Genomic DNA, 17,086 nt, shown 5'->3' on the forward strand with positions numbered 1-17,086 from the left:
ATATGATGCGTTTACACAGAAACTTGGTATTTGCCGTGATTGATGCCCTTCACATGATTTTCAACGAAGGGGAATATGCCGATAAGGTGATCGAAAAAGTACTGCGGTACGATAAACGCTGGGGCTCTCGAGATCGTGGATTTATTGCCGAGACCACGTATGATATTGTTCGATGGAAACGTCTCTACTCCGAAATTGCCGAGGTACACGAACCCTATAGCAGAGAACATTTGTTCCGTTTGTTCGGAGTTTGGTGCGTACTCCGAGGTATTCGCATTCCGGATTGGAAACAATTGGAAGGCACACCAGAACGCCGCATTAAAGGTAGATTCGATGAACTATCCAAAATTCGAAAAATTCGTGAATCCGTTCCTGATTGGATGGATGAACTAGGTGAAAAATCTTTAGGAACAGAACTTTGGACCAAAGAAATCGCTGCCCAAAACAAGCAAGCAGATGTAATTCTAAGGACCAACACGCTCAAGGTGCCTAAGCCCCAATTAAAATCGTTTTTGGCCAAAGAAGATATCGCTACAGAATTTATTGATGGCTACCCTGATGCACTGAAACTTGTGGAACGCCAAAATGTATTTGTAACCCAAGCCTTTAAAGATGGATTGTTCGAAGTACAAGATGCCTCTTCGCAATTGGTCGCCCCATTTTTGGAAGTGGAACCTGGTCAACGCGTGGTGGATGCCTGTGCAGGTGCGGGTGGAAAGTCCCTTCACTTGGCTTCGCAAATGCAGAACAAAGGACAACTGATCGCTTTGGATATTTATGAAAGTAAACTGAAAAAGCTCAAAAAGAGAGCAAGACGCAACGGGGTCCACAATGTGGAAACCCGTGTAATCGACTCCAACAAAGTCATCAAAAAACTGCACAATAGCGCCGATAGGGTTCTGCTCGATGCTCCATGTTCTGGTTTAGGGGTAATCAAGCGAAATCCTGACTCCAAATGGAAATTGGAGCCTGAATTTGTGGACCGTATCATGGGAGTTCAGCAAGATATCCTTCAGAATTATAGTAAAATGGTCAAAAAAGGTGGACAAATGGTATATGCTACCTGCTCTATCCTACCCCAAGAAAATACAGAACAGGTCAAAACGTTTTTGGCATCCGAAAATGGGAAAGAGTTTGAATTTGTCAGGGAAAGAAATGTTTTTGCCTCTGAAACTGGCTTTGACGGCTTCTATATGGCGCTACTAAAAAGGAAATAAAAGTTTACTTTTTATATCCCAACCAGATTTAGACTACAACAATCATAGATTAGGCTACATACCTTCCCTCTACTAAGGGCAACTTTGCTGTGTCAATTCATAACAACAAAAATTCTAAGAAAATGGACACAAAAAAAGTATGGTTGGTCACTGGTGCATCAAAAGGGCTAGGGCTTGTTTTGGTGAAAACCTTATTACATCAAGGTTATTCGGTTGCAGCTACCTCTAGAAGTTTAGCAAATCTTAGCGAAGCTGTCGGTAGTTCGAAAAGATTCCTACCTATCCAAATGGACCTTATGAACGAGGAAAGTGTGGAAGATGGTATTTCCAAAGCAATTGAAACTTTTGGCCAGCTTGATGTTATTGTAAACAATGCAGGTTATGGACAGAATGGTACACTGGAAGAAATTTCAGACGAGGAAGCACGACAGAATTTCGATGTGAATGTGTTTGGTCTTTTAAATGTTATCCGTAAATCCATGCCACAACTTAGGTCGCAAGGATCGGGGCATATTTTCAATATTGCATCCGTCGCAGGAATCGTAGGAAGTTTTCCCGGTTTTGGTATCTATTGTGCGACCAAATTTGCAGTTGTAGGTCTTACGGAGGCTTTATCGGTGGAGGCAAGCCCGTTCGGAATCAAAACAACTTTGGTGTATCCCGGTTATTTTAGAACTGAATTTCTTTCTGACGATTCATTAAAACTGGCACGTAACCGTATGGACGTTTATGCCCAAGCTCGTGAATCTGAGCGTATGCACAAAGAAGAGATTGCCGGAAACCAGTTGGGAGATCCTGAAAAGGCTGCTGAAGCACTAATAACCATGGCAGAAAGTGAAGAACCAGCTTTACACTTGTTTTTGGGGAGCGATGCTTATGGCATGGCAAATGAAAAGTTGAAAACCTTGGCAGACGCACTGGAAGCCAATAAAGAGTTGAGCTATTCTACCGATTTTAAAAACTAGTTTGTAATTTAAAACGGGCAAGGTCCTGCCTTGCCCTTAAATTAGCATTGAAGATGAATACATTTCAAACCTTGAGCGAGTTCCATAAGTTTTGTGCACTTCCAAATCCAGAACATCCTCTGATTAGCCTAATAGACTATGGGCAGGTTAATTATCAAACCATAGAAAGTCAAATTACATGGATGCAAAGCTTTTACAGCATTGGTTTAAAACGTGATATACAGGCCAAAGTGAGATACGGCCAGCAGGAGTTTGATTTTGATGAGGGACTGCTATCCTTTATAGCTCCAAGGCAGGTTCTTCAGTTTGAAATGTTACCGACGGAGAAAAAGCCTTCAGGTTGGCTATTGTTGGTTCATCCCGATTTTTTGTGGAACACCCCCTTGGCCAAGACCATTAAGAACTATGAGTTTTTTGGATATGCCATAAACGAAGCCTTATTTCTTTCGGACAAAGAAGAACGTACCATAACCGACATTTTACTCAATATTCAACATGAGTATAGGTCCAATATCGACAAGTTCAGTCAAAATATCATCATAGCACAAATAGAACTATTGCTCAATTATGCCGAACGATACTATCAAAGACAATTTCTTACCAGAAAAATCAATAACCACGAGATTTTGGTTCGGTTGGAGCATCTTCTCGACAGCTATTTCAACGGAGAAGAAGCCATCAACAAAGGAATTCCGTCCGTCCAATTTATAGCCGACAGCCTACATGTTTCTTCAAGTTACCTAAGTAGCTTACTAAAAGTGCTAACAGGCCTGAGTACCCAACAACACATACACGAAAAACTTATTGAGATAGCTAAAGAGAAATTATCTACCACACAACTTTCTATAGGTGAGATAGCCTATACTTTAGGATTTGAGCATTCACAATCCTTCAGCAAACTTTTCAAGACAAAGACCAACCTATCCCCAATGGCTTTCAGGGCTTCGTTCAATTAATTGCCCCAAAATGGATGCTGTTCGAGAAATTTGTACAATTTGTATTGAACTCCTTTCGCAGGAATGACATCAATTAATGGCTCTAAACTGTCATTATAAAGAAGTGCAAAGACTGAAGATTGTATTTTGTCCCATTTGCCGGATTTGTCACATCGAGCGCAGTCGAGATGTTTTTAGGTTCTCGACTCCGCTCGAACTAACAAAGAATTAATTATTGTTTCACCGTAGGATATTCTACTCCCAACTGCTCCAAATAGCTATCGTATTTGGTTTCGTCATAATAGAACTCCTCCAAAGCGGGTCGGAACATATCTTGCTTGTCCTTGTTTAAGAAGGTCGGGGGCATATCATCCGCAGAGATCATAGGCTCATATTTGGTTTCCTTGGTCTGCTCATTGTTGAAATAATCCCATGCTTGGGTCAACAACTCTGGTTTCAACAAGAAATCCATAATGGTCATAGCCTCGGCTTTTGCACCTGCTGTTGCACCTTTATGGGCGATGGGCGTTGCCATGGCAATGGCATTGGCCCAGTGGTGTCCAGGCAGTCCAGGAATATTGGACGGAAAACGCATGGTTACCGTAGGCACTTTCCAAGAAATATCACCGATATCGTCAGATCCTCCGCTAACAGGTTCTGTAACAGGCAACCCAATTTCAGAAAGCTCCGTGGGCAGTCCTTCAATTTCTCGTGATTTCACTTCGGTTTGTACCGCTTTGGCCAGTTTTTGATCTGCCTCTGTCCATTCTGGAAGTCCAACTTCTTTGATGTTTTCGTACATGGTTTCGGCAATCACCTTATTATAATGTCTTGGCCAAGCGGTTCCCAAAACTCGAGATGTCATGGTGGTTCCTGTCATCATGGCCGCGCCCTTTGCGATATCGTTTGCCTCGGCGTACATTTCCATAATTCCTTCATAAGTAATATCCCTAAAATAATACCAAATCGCAGCCTTGGACGGCACTACGTTGGGTTGATCTCCAGAATCGGTAAAAATGGAGTGGGAACGTTTTAATGGATGCAAGTGTTCCCTTTTATAGTTCCACCCCACATTCATCAGCTCTGCGGCATCAAGGGCACTGCGGCCTCTCCAAGGAGCACCAGCTGAATGTGCCGCTTCACCTTCAAACATGTATTCCACGGAAATCAAGCCTGTCCCACGGGTCGGTCCCCAGGAAACACTCAGGTTACTGCTCACGTGGGTAAAAATGCACATATCAATTTTGTCAAAAAGACCATCACGGACGTACCACGCTTTGGCAGCCACCAATTCTTCGGCAATTCCAGGCCATAAAATCAAAGTTCCGCCGATGCCCTCTTTCTCCATCACCTCTTTTACGGCCAATGCCGAGGTAATGTTCAAAGGAATACCTGCATTGTGCCCTTCGCCGTGTCCAGGTGCGCCCTCAACCAAAGGTTTATGGTAGGCAACGCCAGGTGTTTGTGATGCTTTCGGGATACAATCCACATCGCTTCCCAAGGCAATTACAGGTCCTTCCCCATTGCTCCAGGTCGCAAACCATGCAGTCGGGATATTGGAAATGGAATGCTCAATCGTAAAACCGTTATCTTCCAAAATTCCAGTAAGGTATTTGGAACTTTCCTCTTCTTGAAAGCCCAGTTCGGCAAAACTGAAAATCTTGTCGACCATCACCTGCGTCTGCTTTTTATTTGCTTCGACCAGGGCCTCTACTTCGGCTTTAAACTTTTTGATTTGACTTTTGGAGTACTTTTTCTGCGCTGTTGAAGTGGCTACGCCTGCGAACAGCATAATCCCACTCAACAGGATTTTGGTAGTTTTCATAAGGTTGGTTTTGAGTTAGCTATAATTCTTCTAAGATATGGAAAACAACTTTAATCCGTTGGGTCTAAAACTTCATAAATAGCGACTTTTAGCGATTTGATAAAAATCCTAGTCCTAATTTTTCAAACCCACATGCTATCAACAATATTTGGTTAACAAAACTCCCATCCTTTAGGATGAATTACGCAGCAAAATCGTATTTTTGCACTTTCTTAAACCGTTCAACGCAAAGATTGTATGATCCATTTTTTTGGGGACAAGGCTACCAAGGTTTTTGCCGTCCAAACCGCTCAGGAAATCGCTCAGGAAGATACTAACAAACTGATCTGGTTGTTTGGCAACCAGCCTAAGATCGAAGCGGCGTCACTTGACGCCTTTTTTGTTGGGCCACGGGCCGCAATGATTACTCCTTGGAGTACAAACGCTACAGAAATTACCCAAAACATGGGCATCACAGGAATTATCCGAATTGAGGAGTTCCATGCTGTTTCAGAGGATTTCACTGATTTTGATCCCATGCTTTCCCAAAAATACACCTCTTTGGGACAGGATATTTTCACTATTGATATTTTTCCAGAATCCATCAAGGAGATTGATGATATTGCTTCTTACAACGAAAAAGAAGGATTGGCCTTGAGCGAGGAAGAAGTCGCCTATCTTGAAGGACTTGCCAAAAAATTGAATCGTAAATTGACCGATTCCGAAGTGTTTGGTTTCAGCCAAGTGAATTCCGAGCACTGCAGGCATAAAATTTTCAATGGCACTTTTGTGATTGATGGAGAAGAGAAACCTTCTTCCCTATTCAAATTGATCAAAAAGACCTCCGAGGCCAACCCCAACGATATTGTTTCGGCATACAAGGACAATGTCGCCTTTATCAAGGGGCCAAAGGCTATCCAGTTTGCACCCAAAAGTGCGGACAAGCCCGATTTTTATGAAGAAAAAGAGTTTGATTCCGTGCTTTCGCTAAAAGCGGAGACCCATAACTTCCCGACCACTGTGGAGCCCTTTAACGGTGCCGCAACAGGTTCTGGAGGTGAGATTCGTGATCGATTGGCTGGCGGAAAAGGGTCTTTGCCATTGGCAGGAACCGCAGTTTACATGACTTCTTATTCCCGATTGGAGGAAAACCGTCCTTGGGAAAAGGGCATGAAAGAAAGAGATTGGTTGTATCAAACACCGATGGATATCCTCATCAAAGCATCCAATGGTGCATCTGATTTTGGAAATAAATTCGGTCAACCCCTGATTGCTGGTTCCGTTTTGACATTTGAGCATGAGGAAGAAGCACGAAAATTGGGCTTCGACAAAGTGATTATGATGGCAGGTGGTATAGGATATGGAAAAACCGACCAAGCCTTGAAAGATACGCCAAGCAAGGGAGACAGAATAGTTGTTCTGGGTGGTGACAACTACCGTATCGGGATGGGCGGGGCCGCGGTATCCAGTGCAGATACTGGGGAATTTAGCTCTGCTATTGAATTGAATGCGGTACAGCGTTCCAACCCTGAAATGCAAAAAAGAGCTTCGAACGCCGTTCGCGGATTGTTTGAAAGCCATGATAACCCCATTGTTTCCATTCACGATCACGGAGCTGGTGGACACCTTAATTGTCTGTCCGAATTGGTCGAGGAAACTGGAGGCACCATTGATACCGACAAATTGCCCGTTGGCGACCCTACGCTTTCCAAAAAAGAATTGATCGGGAACGAGTCCCAAGAACGTATGGGATTGGTAATCGGTGAGAAAAATTTAGATCTATTGGAACGGGTCTCGGCTCGTGAACGTTCTCCCATGTACAACGTGGGTGAAGTTACAGGCGACCACACCTTTAAATTTACTTCTGGTGAAACTGGCGAAACCCCGATGAACTTGGAACTTTCCGATATGTTCGGAAGCTCTCCAAAAACCATTATGGCGGACAAGACTGCCCAGCAAAAATATCCAGCCCTCAATTATTCCCTGGAGCATTTCCATGATTATCTGGAGCAAGTACTTCAACTGGAAGCTGTTGCCTGCAAGGATTGGTTGACCAACAAAGTTGACCGTTGTGTGGGCGGGCGTGTGGCCAAGCAACAATGCGCGGGCCCCTTGCAATTGCCATTGAACAACTGCGGTGTGATGGCCCTCGATTTTAAAGGAAAAGAAGGCATCGCCACCAGTATTGGCCACTCCCCTATTTCAGCTTTGATAGACCCTGTTGCAGGAAGCAGGAACAGCGTGGCGGAATCGTTGACCAATATTGTTTGGGCACCATTAAAAGATGGACTTAAATCCGTATCGCTGTCCGCCAACTGGATGTGGCCCTGCAGAAATGAAGGTGAAGATGCGCGTTTGTATTCCGCCGTAGAGTCCTTATCGGAATTTGCGATAGCATTGGGCATCAATGTGCCCACAGGAAAGGATTCGCTTTCCATGAAACAAAAATATAAGGACGGTGACGTATTGTCTCCAGGAACGGTAATAATTTCAGCTGCTGGTAATTGCAACAATATCAACCAAGTGGTGGAACCTGTTTTGCAGAAAGACGGCGGGGACATTTATTACATCAACCTATCTAAAGACAGCCACAAATTGGGCGGTTCTTCCTTTGCACAAATTTTGAACGGAATTGGCGATGAAGCCCCATCTGTTTTGGATGCTGGTTATTTCAAGACCGTTTTCAATACCTTGCAAAAGCTCATCAAAGATGGTCAGCTATTGGCGGGGCACGATGTAGCATCAGGTGGTTTGATCACTACACTTTTGGAACTTTGCTTTGCTGATAATGATTTGGGTGCCAACTTAGATCTATCCAGTTTGAACGAACAGGACACCATCAAACTATTGTTCTCTGAAAATAGTGGTGTGGTATTCCAAGCCAAAGATGATTCAGTAGAAAATGAATTGAAAGCTTCGGGTATTGAATTTGCCAAAATCGGTAGTCCATCTTCAGAAAGCACCTTGAAAATCAAGAACAACGGCATTGAAATAGGATTGAACATTGCATCCTTGCGAGATACATGGTTCAAGACATCCTACCTATTGGACAACAAACAAACTGCCAATGGTTTGGCCAAGAACCGATTTGATAATTACAAGAATCAGCCGTTAAACTATATTTTCCCCGAAAATTTTGATGGTCAATTGTCACCTCGAGCGCAGTCGAGAGGCAATGATAGACCCAAAGCGGCCATACTTCGTGAAAAAGGAAGTAATTCCGAGCGCGAAATGGCCAATGCGATGTACTTGGCTGGTTTTGATGTAAAAGATGTGCATATGACCGACCTCATTACAGGAAGGGAAACCTTGGAGGACATTCAATTTATTGGTGCGGTGGGAGGTTTCTCCAACTCTGATGTGTTGGGAAGTGCCAAAGGTTGGGCAGGTGCCTTTAAATACAACGAAAAGGCCAATAAAGCGCTGCAAGATTTCTTCTCCAGACCAGACACCTTATCCGTAGGGATTTGCAACGGTTGCCAGTTGTTCATGGAGTTGGATCTTATCAACCCAGAGCATGGCACCCATGGCAGAATGACGTATAACGATTCGCACAAGCACGAAAGTGGTTTTACTTCTGTGAAAATTCAGGAAAATAATTCGGTGATGTTGTCCAACTTGGCGGGAACCACTTTGGGTGTATGGATCAGTCATGGGGAGGGTAAATTCAGTCTGCCACATACGGAGGACCAATACCATATCGTGGCCAAGTACGGTTACGAAGGTTATCCTGCCAATCCAAACGGCAGTGATTACAACACTGCTATGCTCTGCGACAAAACTGGCAGGCACTTGGTGACCATGCCGCACATTGAACGCTCCACCTTCCCATGGAACTGGGCACACTATCCAAAGGATAGAAATGATGCGGTATCACCTTGGTTACAGGCATTTGTTAACGCTAGGGAATGGTTGGAAAACTTGGAAGATTAGTATCAAACATCTGTCTTGGGAGCAAAAAATTAGGGATTTTTCAAAATTTACCTGATGTAATTGTTAAATCTGTTTCATAGTTATGGTCTGATTTGCTAATTTGCAATCGCTTTACATAAAACTTACTATGCAAACTGTTACCCGATTATTTGATTTCCCATACTATCAGCTTGAAAAATATCCGTTAGAAAAATCATTGGTCACCAAAAGTGACGGTACGTGGATAGCAACATCCACCAAGGAATACATTGACAAGGCGAATGCGATAAGCAGGGCCTTGCTCAGGATGGGGTTCAAGCCCAATGATAAAATAGCGGTGATCTCCATGACCAACCGTACGGAATGGAACATTGTTGATATCGGGATTCTTCAAATCGGGGCGCAGAACGTACCCATTTACCCGACCATTGCAGAAGAGGATTACGAATACATTTTGAATCACTCCGAAGCCAAGATTTGCTTTGTCTCCTGCGAAGAGGTGTTTGAAAAAGTCAAGGCCATCCAATCCAAAGTCAAGAATTTAAAAGATGTTTTTTCCTTTGATCAACTCAGTGATTGCAAAAACTGGAGCGAGGTCCTGGAAATGGGAGCTGACACCTCCAACCAAGAAGAAGTTGAAAAATTAAAAGAAAGCGTTACACCTGATGACTTGGCAACCCTGATTTATACTTCTGGAACCACGGGAAGACCAAAAGGGGTAATGCTATCTCACAACAACATCGTTTCCAACGTATTGTGCAGTCAACCGAGGGTACCTTTTGAAACCGAAGGGGTGGCACTCAGTTTCTTGCCCGTGTGCCACATTTTTGAACGCATGATTTTGTATTTATACCAATATTGCGGAGTTGAAATCCATTTTGCTGAAGGACTGGACAAAATCAGTGATAATATAAAAGAGGTCAAACCTACCGTAATGACGGTGGTACCTCGTCTATTGGAAAAAGTATACGATGCCATAATTGCCAAGGGAGCGCTTTTAACGGGCATCAAAAAGAAATTGTTTTTCTGGGCCGTGGAAGTGGGTCTCAAGTTTGAACCTTATGGGGCCAACGGCTGGTGGTACGAGCAAAAACTTGGACTGGCCAGAAAACTTATTTTCAGCAAATGGAAAGAAGGTTTGGGCGGTAATTTGTCCGTGATGGTCTCAGGCAGTGCAGCTTTGCAGCCCAGACTTGCCCGAGTTTTTGCGGCCGCAGATATGCCCGTAATGGAAGGTTATGGACTTACGGAGACCTCTCCCGTGATTGCTGTGAACGACCAACGTAATAAAGGTTGGAAAATCGGAACCGTAGGCAAAATGATCGATGAAGTAGAAGTGAAAATTGCCGAGGATGGAGAAATCCTTTGCAAAGGTCCCAATGTAATGATGGGCTACTACAAAGACCCCGAAAAAACAGCCGAAGTGATGACAGGTGCCTATTTCCATACGGGGGATATCGGCGAAATCGATGCCGAAGGCTTTTTGCGCATTACCGACCGTAAAAAGGAAATGTTCAAAACTTCTGGTGGAAAATATGTGGCTCCCCAATTATTGGAGAACCGTTTTAAGCAATCAAGGTTCATTGAGCAGATCATGGTCGTGGGCGAGGGCGAAAAAATGCCCGCCGCTTTGATTCAACCCAACTTTGAATTCGTAAGGGAATGGGCCAAACGACATAATATTGATGTTGGCTCGAACGAAGAACTGGTGAAAAACGAAAAAGTGATCGCCCGCATGCAGGAAGAAGTGGATTGGGCCAACCAAGAATTCGCCAAGTGGGAGAAAGTAAAACAGTTTAGGCTTACCCCGGATGTTTGGAGCGTGGAAGACGGCCACCTTACCCCAACCATGAAACTAAAACGCAAACCCGTTAAGGAAATGTATCTGGATTTGTACAATGATATTTATGGACATTGATCAATTAGCAATCGACAATGATTTATGATTTACTGTCATTCTGAACGGAGTGAAGAATCTCTTTAAGCATAAAAGCAATAAAAAAACCAACGGGAATCCGTTGGTTTTTTTATTTAATTGTTGTGATTAATTGCAATCAATACCTACATCTCCATTGATGGTCCAACCGTAATCGTTGACTAAGATTCCACGTGCTGTTGCTCCTTCACTATTTAGGCAGTATTCTATATTTTCTGCTCCCAAAGCTATACCTTGAGGTGTATTTTCTAAATTGGACCAGCCAATCAAGGTGGCTCCGTAATTTTCAGCGGACATACCACTATTAGAGAAAATAATATTCATTAATGTGGCGCTTTCTATATTCCAACCACCTAAGTTTTGATCAAATGCAGCAGCTTCTACAAACATGGCTAACATATTGCTTACTTTACTTACATCCCAACCACCAATGTTTACATTAAATGATTCAGCATCAGCAAACATAGCTGTCATATCAGTTACACTGCTTACATCCCATTCACTTATGTCTGAATTAAAGGTATGTGCGTCTGCAAACATTGAATCCATGTTAGTGACATTACTTACATTCCAACCACCAATATCTGAATTGAATGATTCTGCGGCTGTAAACATTGCGCGCATATCAGTAACATTACTTACATCCCAACCACTCAAATCTCCATTAAATGTCGTGTGAAAACTAAACATATGCGACATATCCGTTACATTGCTTACATTCCATGTGCTAATATCGGCGTCAAAAGTACTAGCATGGGAAAACATCGATGACATATTTGTAACATTGCTAACGTCCCAATCACTTAAATCTGCATTGAATGTTGTTGCCGAAGCGAACATACTTCCCATGTTTGTTACCTTGCTAACATTCCAATTACTCAAATCTGAAGTAAACGAATATGCATGAGAGAACATACCTGACATATTTGTAACATTGCTTACACTCCAGTTGCTCAAATCTGCATTGAAAGATGAAGCTAGGGCGAATATTCCTGACATATCGATTACATTACTTACATCCCAACCACTTAAATCTGAATTAAATAATTCTGCTCTTACAAACATACCGTTCATATTGGTCACATTACTAACATCCCAATTACTTAAATCCCCATTAAAAACAGAAGGTTCACCAGAATCAAGCTCTCCATAAGAAAAACTTGCGAACATACCAGACATATCCTCAACATTTTGCAAGTTCGGAATATCGGTAGCATGATATTCCATATTTACACAATTAGCGAATCCATTGTTAAAATTTTTCCAAACAATTATACCCCATTGCTCAAGTCCAATCAAACTTTTAGCAACTTCAAGACCTTCAATATTAATTAGGTCGTTTTGTCCCATTTTTATTGCGGGAAAGTCTCCTTGGATTGAGACTTTGTATTCCCCCGTGGATGTATAAGTATGACTAGGATTTTGGATGGTAAGTTCTTCTTGTGTGCCGTCTCCCCAATCAATGGTATAATTATATTCATAATCAGGATTGGTACCTATTATAATTTCAAAATTATCCTCAGGTATGTTCCATAAGGTGACAAAAGAATCAGGGTCCTCGGCCAAACCTTCAATCACATTGGTTACTGTAATCGTAATATTGGCCTCGGCATCATCGGTTCCATCGGAAACCGAAACTTTTACGATGTGTTCTGCTTTTGTTTCAAAGTCCAAAGTTTGTCCGCTCTTCAAACTAAGTTTTCCAGTAGCATCAATCTCAAACAAATCATTGTCTTCAATGCTAAAGGTCAACTCATCCTGATCTTCATCAGTAGCCTTTACAGTTCCGATGATTGTAGCGTCCGAAATATCTTCGGCAACCGTGAAGCTCTGCGCCTCAACTTTGGGAGCATTGTTCTCTGCCGGTTTAGGTTCCGGGGTTGGGCTATCATCCTTACCACAAGACCATAAAAGGGCGAGCAGTAACGTCCCAAAAAATAAATTTCTGATTTTCATAATATGATTTTTGATTAAAAACACTTAATTTGATACAATATCCCCCTATTGCTTCACATATAGACCCACGATCTGACGGATGCCCCGTTTGAATTGATGGATAAAAAAATCCATATCCTTTTTCATTAAAATTCACCTACACTTTACCTTACATTTATTATGCATGCATAATAAATTTTCATATATTTGAGAACACCAAACTAGTTCTATGAAAGATTTGACCATTGATTACGCCCTCCGCGCCACTTGGCAGGCCGTAAGTAAAATGTACAATGAAGAAGCTAAAAATTATGGGCTTACAATGGCCATCGGATTTACCTTACTGAGTATAGACCCAAAAGGAGGTACACCGAGTACCACATTGGGTCCAAAAATGGGAATGGAAGCAACTAGTTTGTCAAGGATCTTAAAAAATATTGAGCAAAGAGGTTACATTCAACGTAAGCGCAACCCAAAAGACGGACGTGGCGTCCTTATTTATTTGACCCAACTGGGATTGGAAAAACGAGCGGAATCCAAAGAAGTGGTGCTACGTTTTAATGAAGTGGTCAAAGAAAATACCACGCAAGAAGATCTAGTGGGTTTCTTTAAAATCATAGAAACTATCAACAAACTGATAACAGACAAGAAAATCTATACAAAAACAACTAATAATTAATCTATAAATCGCACATGAAAAGGCATATAAACAAAGTTGCCGTAATCGGTTCCGGAATTATGGGAAGTGGCATTGCATGCCATTTTGCGAATATTGGGGTCGAAGTACTATTATTGGATATAGTCCCACGTGAACTTACCGATAAGGAAAAAGCGCAAGGACTTACCTTGGAAGACAAAGTGGTCCGCAATCGCTTGGTAAACGAATCACTGGCTTCCGCCCTAAAATCCAAACCCTCCCCTATTTATCACAAAAGCTTTGCCGATCGCATCACCACTGGAAATATGGAAGATGATATTTCCAAAGTGGCCGATGTGGATTGGATCATTGAAGTGGTCGTGGAACGGTTGGACATCAAAAAACAAGTGTTTGAGAATTTGGACAAACACCGTACCCCTGGAACTTTGATCACTTCGAACACATCAGGTATTCCCATCCGCTTTATGAGCGAAGGAAGAAGTGATGATTTCCAGAAACATTTCTGTGGAACACACTTTTTTAACCCAGCCCGATATTTAAAGCTATTCGAGATTATTCCTGGCCCGAAAACTTCTCAAGGGGTTCTGGACTTTTTGAATGGATATGGTGAGCAATACTTGGGGAAAACCTCGGTCGTTGCCAAGGACACACCCGCATTTATCGGTAACCGTATCGGAATATTCAGCATACAAAGCTTGTTCCACATGGTCAAGGAAATGGGTATGACGGTGGAAGAAGTCGATAAGTTGACAGGACCTGTGATCGGACGACCGAAATCCGCTACTTTCCGCACGGTGGATGTGGTTGGATTGGACACGCTTGTACACGTGGCCAACGGAATCAGTGAAAACTGCAAGGACGATGAACGTCACGAACTGTTCCAATTGCCCGACTTCATACAAACCATGATGGATAACAAATGGTTGGGAAGTAAAACTGGACAAGGCTTCTACAAAAAAGTCAAGGGAGACGATGGTAAGAGCGAAATCCTAACACTGGATTTGGACAACATGGACTACCGCTCCAAAAAAAGTGCAAAGTTTGCCACTTTGGAGCTCACCAAGACCATTGATAAAGTAATTGACCGTTTCCCCGTATTGGTAGACGGTAAGGACAAGGCAGGAGAATTCTACAGAAAGAGCTTTGGAGCACTTTTCGCCTACGTGACCCACCGCATTCCTGAAATTACGGACGAATTGTACAAAATAGATGATGCCATGAAGGCTGGCTTCGGGTGGGAACATGGACCGTTCCAAATTTGGGACGCCATAGGACTCGACAAAGGGCTTGAATTCATCAAGGCCGAAGGTCTGGAAGCCGCTCCATGGGTATCCGAAATGAAAGAAGCAGGAATTGATTCCTTTTACACCGTGAAGGAAGGCAACACCTACTTCTACGACATTCCCAAAAAGACCATGGAAAAAGTTCCTGGCCAGGATGCGTTCATCATTTTGGACAACATCAGAAAAACCAAAGAAGTCTTCAAAAACAGTGGTGTTGTTGTCGAAGATTTGGGCGATGGAATCCTGAACTGTGAGTTCCAATCCAAAATGAACACCATTGGGGGCGATGTGTTGGCTGGCTTGAACAAAGCAGTAGATCTAGCCGAAAAGGATTTTGCAGGATTGGTTATTGGTAATCAAGCTGCCAACTTCTCTGTTGGTGCCAATATCGGGATGATTTTTATGATGGCCGTGGAACAAGAATATGATGAGCTGAATATGGCCATTAAAATGTTCCAAGACACCATGATGCGCATGCGATATTCCTCTATTCCTACCGTCTCTGCTCCGCACGGTATGTGCTTGGGCGGTGGTTGTGAACTTTCGCTACATGCGGATAAGGTGGTGGCCGCGGCCGAAACCTATATTGGTTTGGTTGAATTCGGCGTAGGTGTGATTCCTGGTGGAGGCGGTTCCAAGGAAATGGCGCTTCGGGCTTCCGATACCTTCAGAAAAAACGATGTGGAACTCAATGTGCTTCAAGAGTACTTCCTTACCATCGGGATGGCCAAAGTATCAACTTCAGCTTATGAGGCCTATGACTTGGGCATCCTTCAAAAAGGAAAAGATGTGGTCGTTGTCAACAAAGACCGTCAAATTGCAACAGCGAAAGCGTATGCCAAACTGATGGCAGACGCAGGCTATACCAAACCCGTCAAACGCAAGGATGTTAAGGTGCTTGGAAAACAGGCTTTGGGTATGTTCTTGGTAGGAACCGACTCTATGGAGGCTGGACATTACATTTCTGAACACGACAAAAAGATTGCCGATAAATTGGCCTATGTAATGGCGGGCGGGGACCTTTCTGAAGCGACAATGGTAACCGAACAATACCTTTTGGATTTGGAACGGGAAGCATTCTTATCACTTTGTACCGAGAGAAAGACACTGGAACGTATCCAACACATGTTGAAGACTGGGAAACCATTGAGAAATTAGACACAAGAATCAAGACAAAAGAGCCAAGACCTAAAATCCTGACTCTTGGTTCTTGAATCTAAAAATCAAAAAGAAAAAATGAAAACAGCATACATAGTAAAAGCATACAGAACAGCCGTAGGCAAAGCGCCCAAAGGCCTGTTCAGGTTTAAGCGCCCAGATGAACTGGCGGCCGAAACCATCGAATACATGATGAATGAGCTTCCCCAACTGGACAAAAAACGTATCGATGACGTTATTGTGGGGAACGCCATGCCAGAAGCCGAACAAGGTTTGAACATGGGAAGACTGATTTCCTTAATGGGTTTGAACATTGAGGACGTGCCTGGCGTTACCGTAAACCGTTATTGTGCATCAGGATTGGAAACTATTGGGATTGCGACGGCAAAAATACAGTCGGGAATGGCGGATTGCATCATTGCTGGCGGAGCTGAAAGCATGAGCTATATCCCCATGGGGGGCTACAAACCCACTCCTGATTACGCCACAGCAAAAGAAGGTCACGAAGATTACTATTGGGGCATGGGGCTTACAGCAGAAGCCGTTGCCAAGCAATTCAAAGTATCTCGTGAGGACCAAGATGAATTCGCCTTCAATTCACACATGAAAGCCTTGAAAGCTCAGGAAGAAGGTCGTTTTCAAGATCAAATCGTGCCTATTGAAGTCGAACACACGTTTGTAAACGAAGCTGGCAAAAAAGAAACCAAAACATACACCGTCAAAAAAGATGAAGGTCCGAGAAAAGGAACCAACATCCCAACGTTGAACAAGTTGAGACCAGTTTTTGCCGAAGGAGGAAGCGTAACCGCAGGTAACTCTTCGCAAATGAGCGATGGCGCCGCCTTTGTAATGGTAATGAGCGAGGAAATGGTCAAAGAATTGAACTTGGAGCCCGTTGCCCGTCTGGTAAACTATGCCGCCGCAGGCGTGGAACCAAGAATTATGGGAATCGGGCCTGTAAAAGCCATTCCGAAAGCGCTAAAGCAAGCTGGAATGAAACAGGACCAAATAGACCTCATCGAATTGAACGAAGCCTTCGCGTCGCAATCGATAGCTGTTATTCGAGAGCTTGGATTGAATCAGGACATCGTCAACGTGAACGGAGGAGCCATAGCGCTCGGGCACCCACTTGGATGTACTGGGGCCAAATTGTCCGTTCAACTTTTTGATGAAATGAGAAAGCGGGACATGAAGGGCAAATACGGCATGGTGACCATGTGCGTAGGTACAGGCCAAGGTGCCGCAGGGATATTCGAGTTTTTATCGTAGGAACCAGGACTCTT

10 protein-coding genes are annotated in these 17,086 nt (G+C 43.2%); 8 read left to right on the forward strand and 2 right to left on the reverse strand.

Annotated elements, in window-relative coordinates; translation table 11 throughout:
- Nucleotides 1–5: 5 nt before the first annotated feature.
- From SD449_RS04295 to SD449_RS04305, 3 genes are all read left to right on the forward strand, one after another.
- Nucleotides 6–1,217, forward strand: coding sequence for an RsmB/NOP family class I SAM-dependent RNA methyltransferase (locus SD449_RS04295; protein WP_207033323.1), 1,212 nt, complete (start codon nt 6–8; stop codon nt 1,215–1,217).
- 122 nt (nt 1,218–1,339) lie between these two features.
- Complete coding sequence (locus tag SD449_RS04300; RefSeq protein ID WP_176620305.1) at nt 1,340–2,182, forward strand: SDR family NAD(P)-dependent oxidoreductase; 843 nt, start codon at nt 1,340–1,342, stop codon at nt 2,180–2,182.
- 53 nt (nt 2,183–2,235) lie between these two features.
- Nucleotides 2,236–3,138: a helix-turn-helix domain-containing protein gene (locus tag SD449_RS04305; RefSeq protein ID WP_176620306.1), complete on the forward strand. Its 903-nt coding sequence runs from the start codon at nt 2,236–2,238 to the stop codon at nt 3,136–3,138.
- A gap of 211 nt (nt 3,139–3,349) precedes the next feature.
- Here SD449_RS04305 and SD449_RS04310 read toward each other — a convergent pair whose 3' ends face one another.
- On the reverse strand, nt 3,350–4,942 hold the full coding sequence (locus SD449_RS04310; RefSeq protein ID WP_318308999.1) for an amidohydrolase: 1,593 nt from the start codon (nt 4,940–4,942) through the stop codon (nt 3,350–3,352).
- 237 nt (nt 4,943–5,179) lie between these two features.
- On the opposite strand from SD449_RS04310, the gene purL reads away from it, so the two are divergent.
- A complete protein-coding gene (purL, locus tag SD449_RS04315) occupies nt 5,180–8,854 on the forward strand; it encodes a phosphoribosylformylglycinamidine synthase (protein ID WP_318309000.1) in 3,675 nt (1,224 codons plus the stop codon).
- A 127-nt stretch (nt 8,855–8,981) separates the two neighbouring features.
- On the forward strand, nt 8,982–10,751 hold the full coding sequence (locus tag SD449_RS04320; RefSeq protein ID WP_318309001.1) for an AMP-dependent synthetase/ligase: 1,770 nt from the start codon (nt 8,982–8,984) through the stop codon (nt 10,749–10,751).
- A gap of 126 nt (nt 10,752–10,877) precedes the next feature.
- On the opposite strand, the gene SD449_RS04325 is transcribed toward SD449_RS04320, so the two are convergent.
- Entirely contained in the window at nt 10,878–12,725 is a 1,848-nt protein-coding gene (locus SD449_RS04325; RefSeq protein ID WP_318309002.1) for a BspA family leucine-rich repeat surface protein, read from the reverse strand.
- Nucleotides 12,726–12,933: 208 nt separating this feature from the next.
- Here SD449_RS04325 and SD449_RS04330 point away from each other — a divergent pair, with 208 nt between their 5' ends.
- The 3 genes from SD449_RS04330 to SD449_RS04340 all read left to right on the forward strand — a co-directional run bounded on the left by SD449_RS04330 (nt 12,934) and on the right by SD449_RS04340 (nt 17,072).
- Nucleotides 12,934–13,383 carry a MarR family winged helix-turn-helix transcriptional regulator gene (locus SD449_RS04330; RefSeq protein WP_318309003.1) on the forward strand — a complete coding sequence of 150 codons (450 nt, stop codon included), beginning with the start codon at nt 12,934–12,936 and terminating at the stop codon, nt 13,381–13,383.
- A gap of 14 nt (nt 13,384–13,397) precedes the next feature.
- Complete coding sequence (locus SD449_RS04335; protein ID WP_318309004.1) at nt 13,398–15,803, forward strand: 3-hydroxyacyl-CoA dehydrogenase/enoyl-CoA hydratase family protein; 2,406 nt, start codon at nt 13,398–13,400, stop codon at nt 15,801–15,803.
- A gap of 78 nt (nt 15,804–15,881) precedes the next feature.
- On the forward strand, nt 15,882–17,072 hold the full coding sequence (locus tag SD449_RS04340) for an acetyl-CoA C-acyltransferase (protein WP_207032964.1): 1,191 nt from the start codon (nt 15,882–15,884) through the stop codon (nt 17,070–17,072).
- The last annotated feature ends 14 nt before the right edge of the window (nt 17,073–17,086 follow it).

Source organism: Flagellimonas crocea, assembly GCF_033441595.1.
GTDB lineage: Bacteria > Bacteroidota > Bacteroidia > Flavobacteriales > Flavobacteriaceae > Flagellimonas > Flagellimonas crocea.

Bases quoted from the DNA above. Each gene is read 5' to 3' on its own strand.
- SD449_RS04295 (WP_207033323.1), top strand. From the start codon at position 6: ATGCGTTTACACAGAAACTTGGTATTTGCCGTGATTGATGCCCTTCAC.
- SD449_RS04300 (WP_176620305.1), top strand. From the start codon at position 1,340: ATGGACACAAAAAAAGTATGGTTGGTCACTGGTGCATCAAAAGGGCTA.
- SD449_RS04305 (WP_176620306.1), top strand. From the start codon at position 2,236: ATGAATACATTTCAAACCTTGAGCGAGTTCCATAAGTTTTGTGCACTT.
- SD449_RS04310 (WP_318308999.1), bottom strand. From the start codon at position 4,942: ATGAAAACTACCAAAATCCTGTTGAGTGGGATTATGCTGTTCGCAGGC.
- purL (WP_318309000.1), top strand. From the start codon at position 5,180: ATGATCCATTTTTTTGGGGACAAGGCTACCAAGGTTTTTGCCGTCCAA.
- SD449_RS04320 (WP_318309001.1), top strand. From the start codon at position 8,982: ATGCAAACTGTTACCCGATTATTTGATTTCCCATACTATCAGCTTGAA.
- SD449_RS04325 (WP_318309002.1), bottom strand. From the start codon at position 12,725: ATGAAAATCAGAAATTTATTTTTTGGGACGTTACTGCTCGCCCTTTTA.
- SD449_RS04330 (WP_318309003.1), top strand. From the start codon at position 12,934: ATGAAAGATTTGACCATTGATTACGCCCTCCGCGCCACTTGGCAGGCC.
- SD449_RS04335 (WP_318309004.1), top strand. From the start codon at position 13,398: ATGAAAAGGCATATAAACAAAGTTGCCGTAATCGGTTCCGGAATTATG.
- SD449_RS04340 (WP_207032964.1), top strand. From the start codon at position 15,882: ATGAAAACAGCATACATAGTAAAAGCATACAGAACAGCCGTAGGCAAA.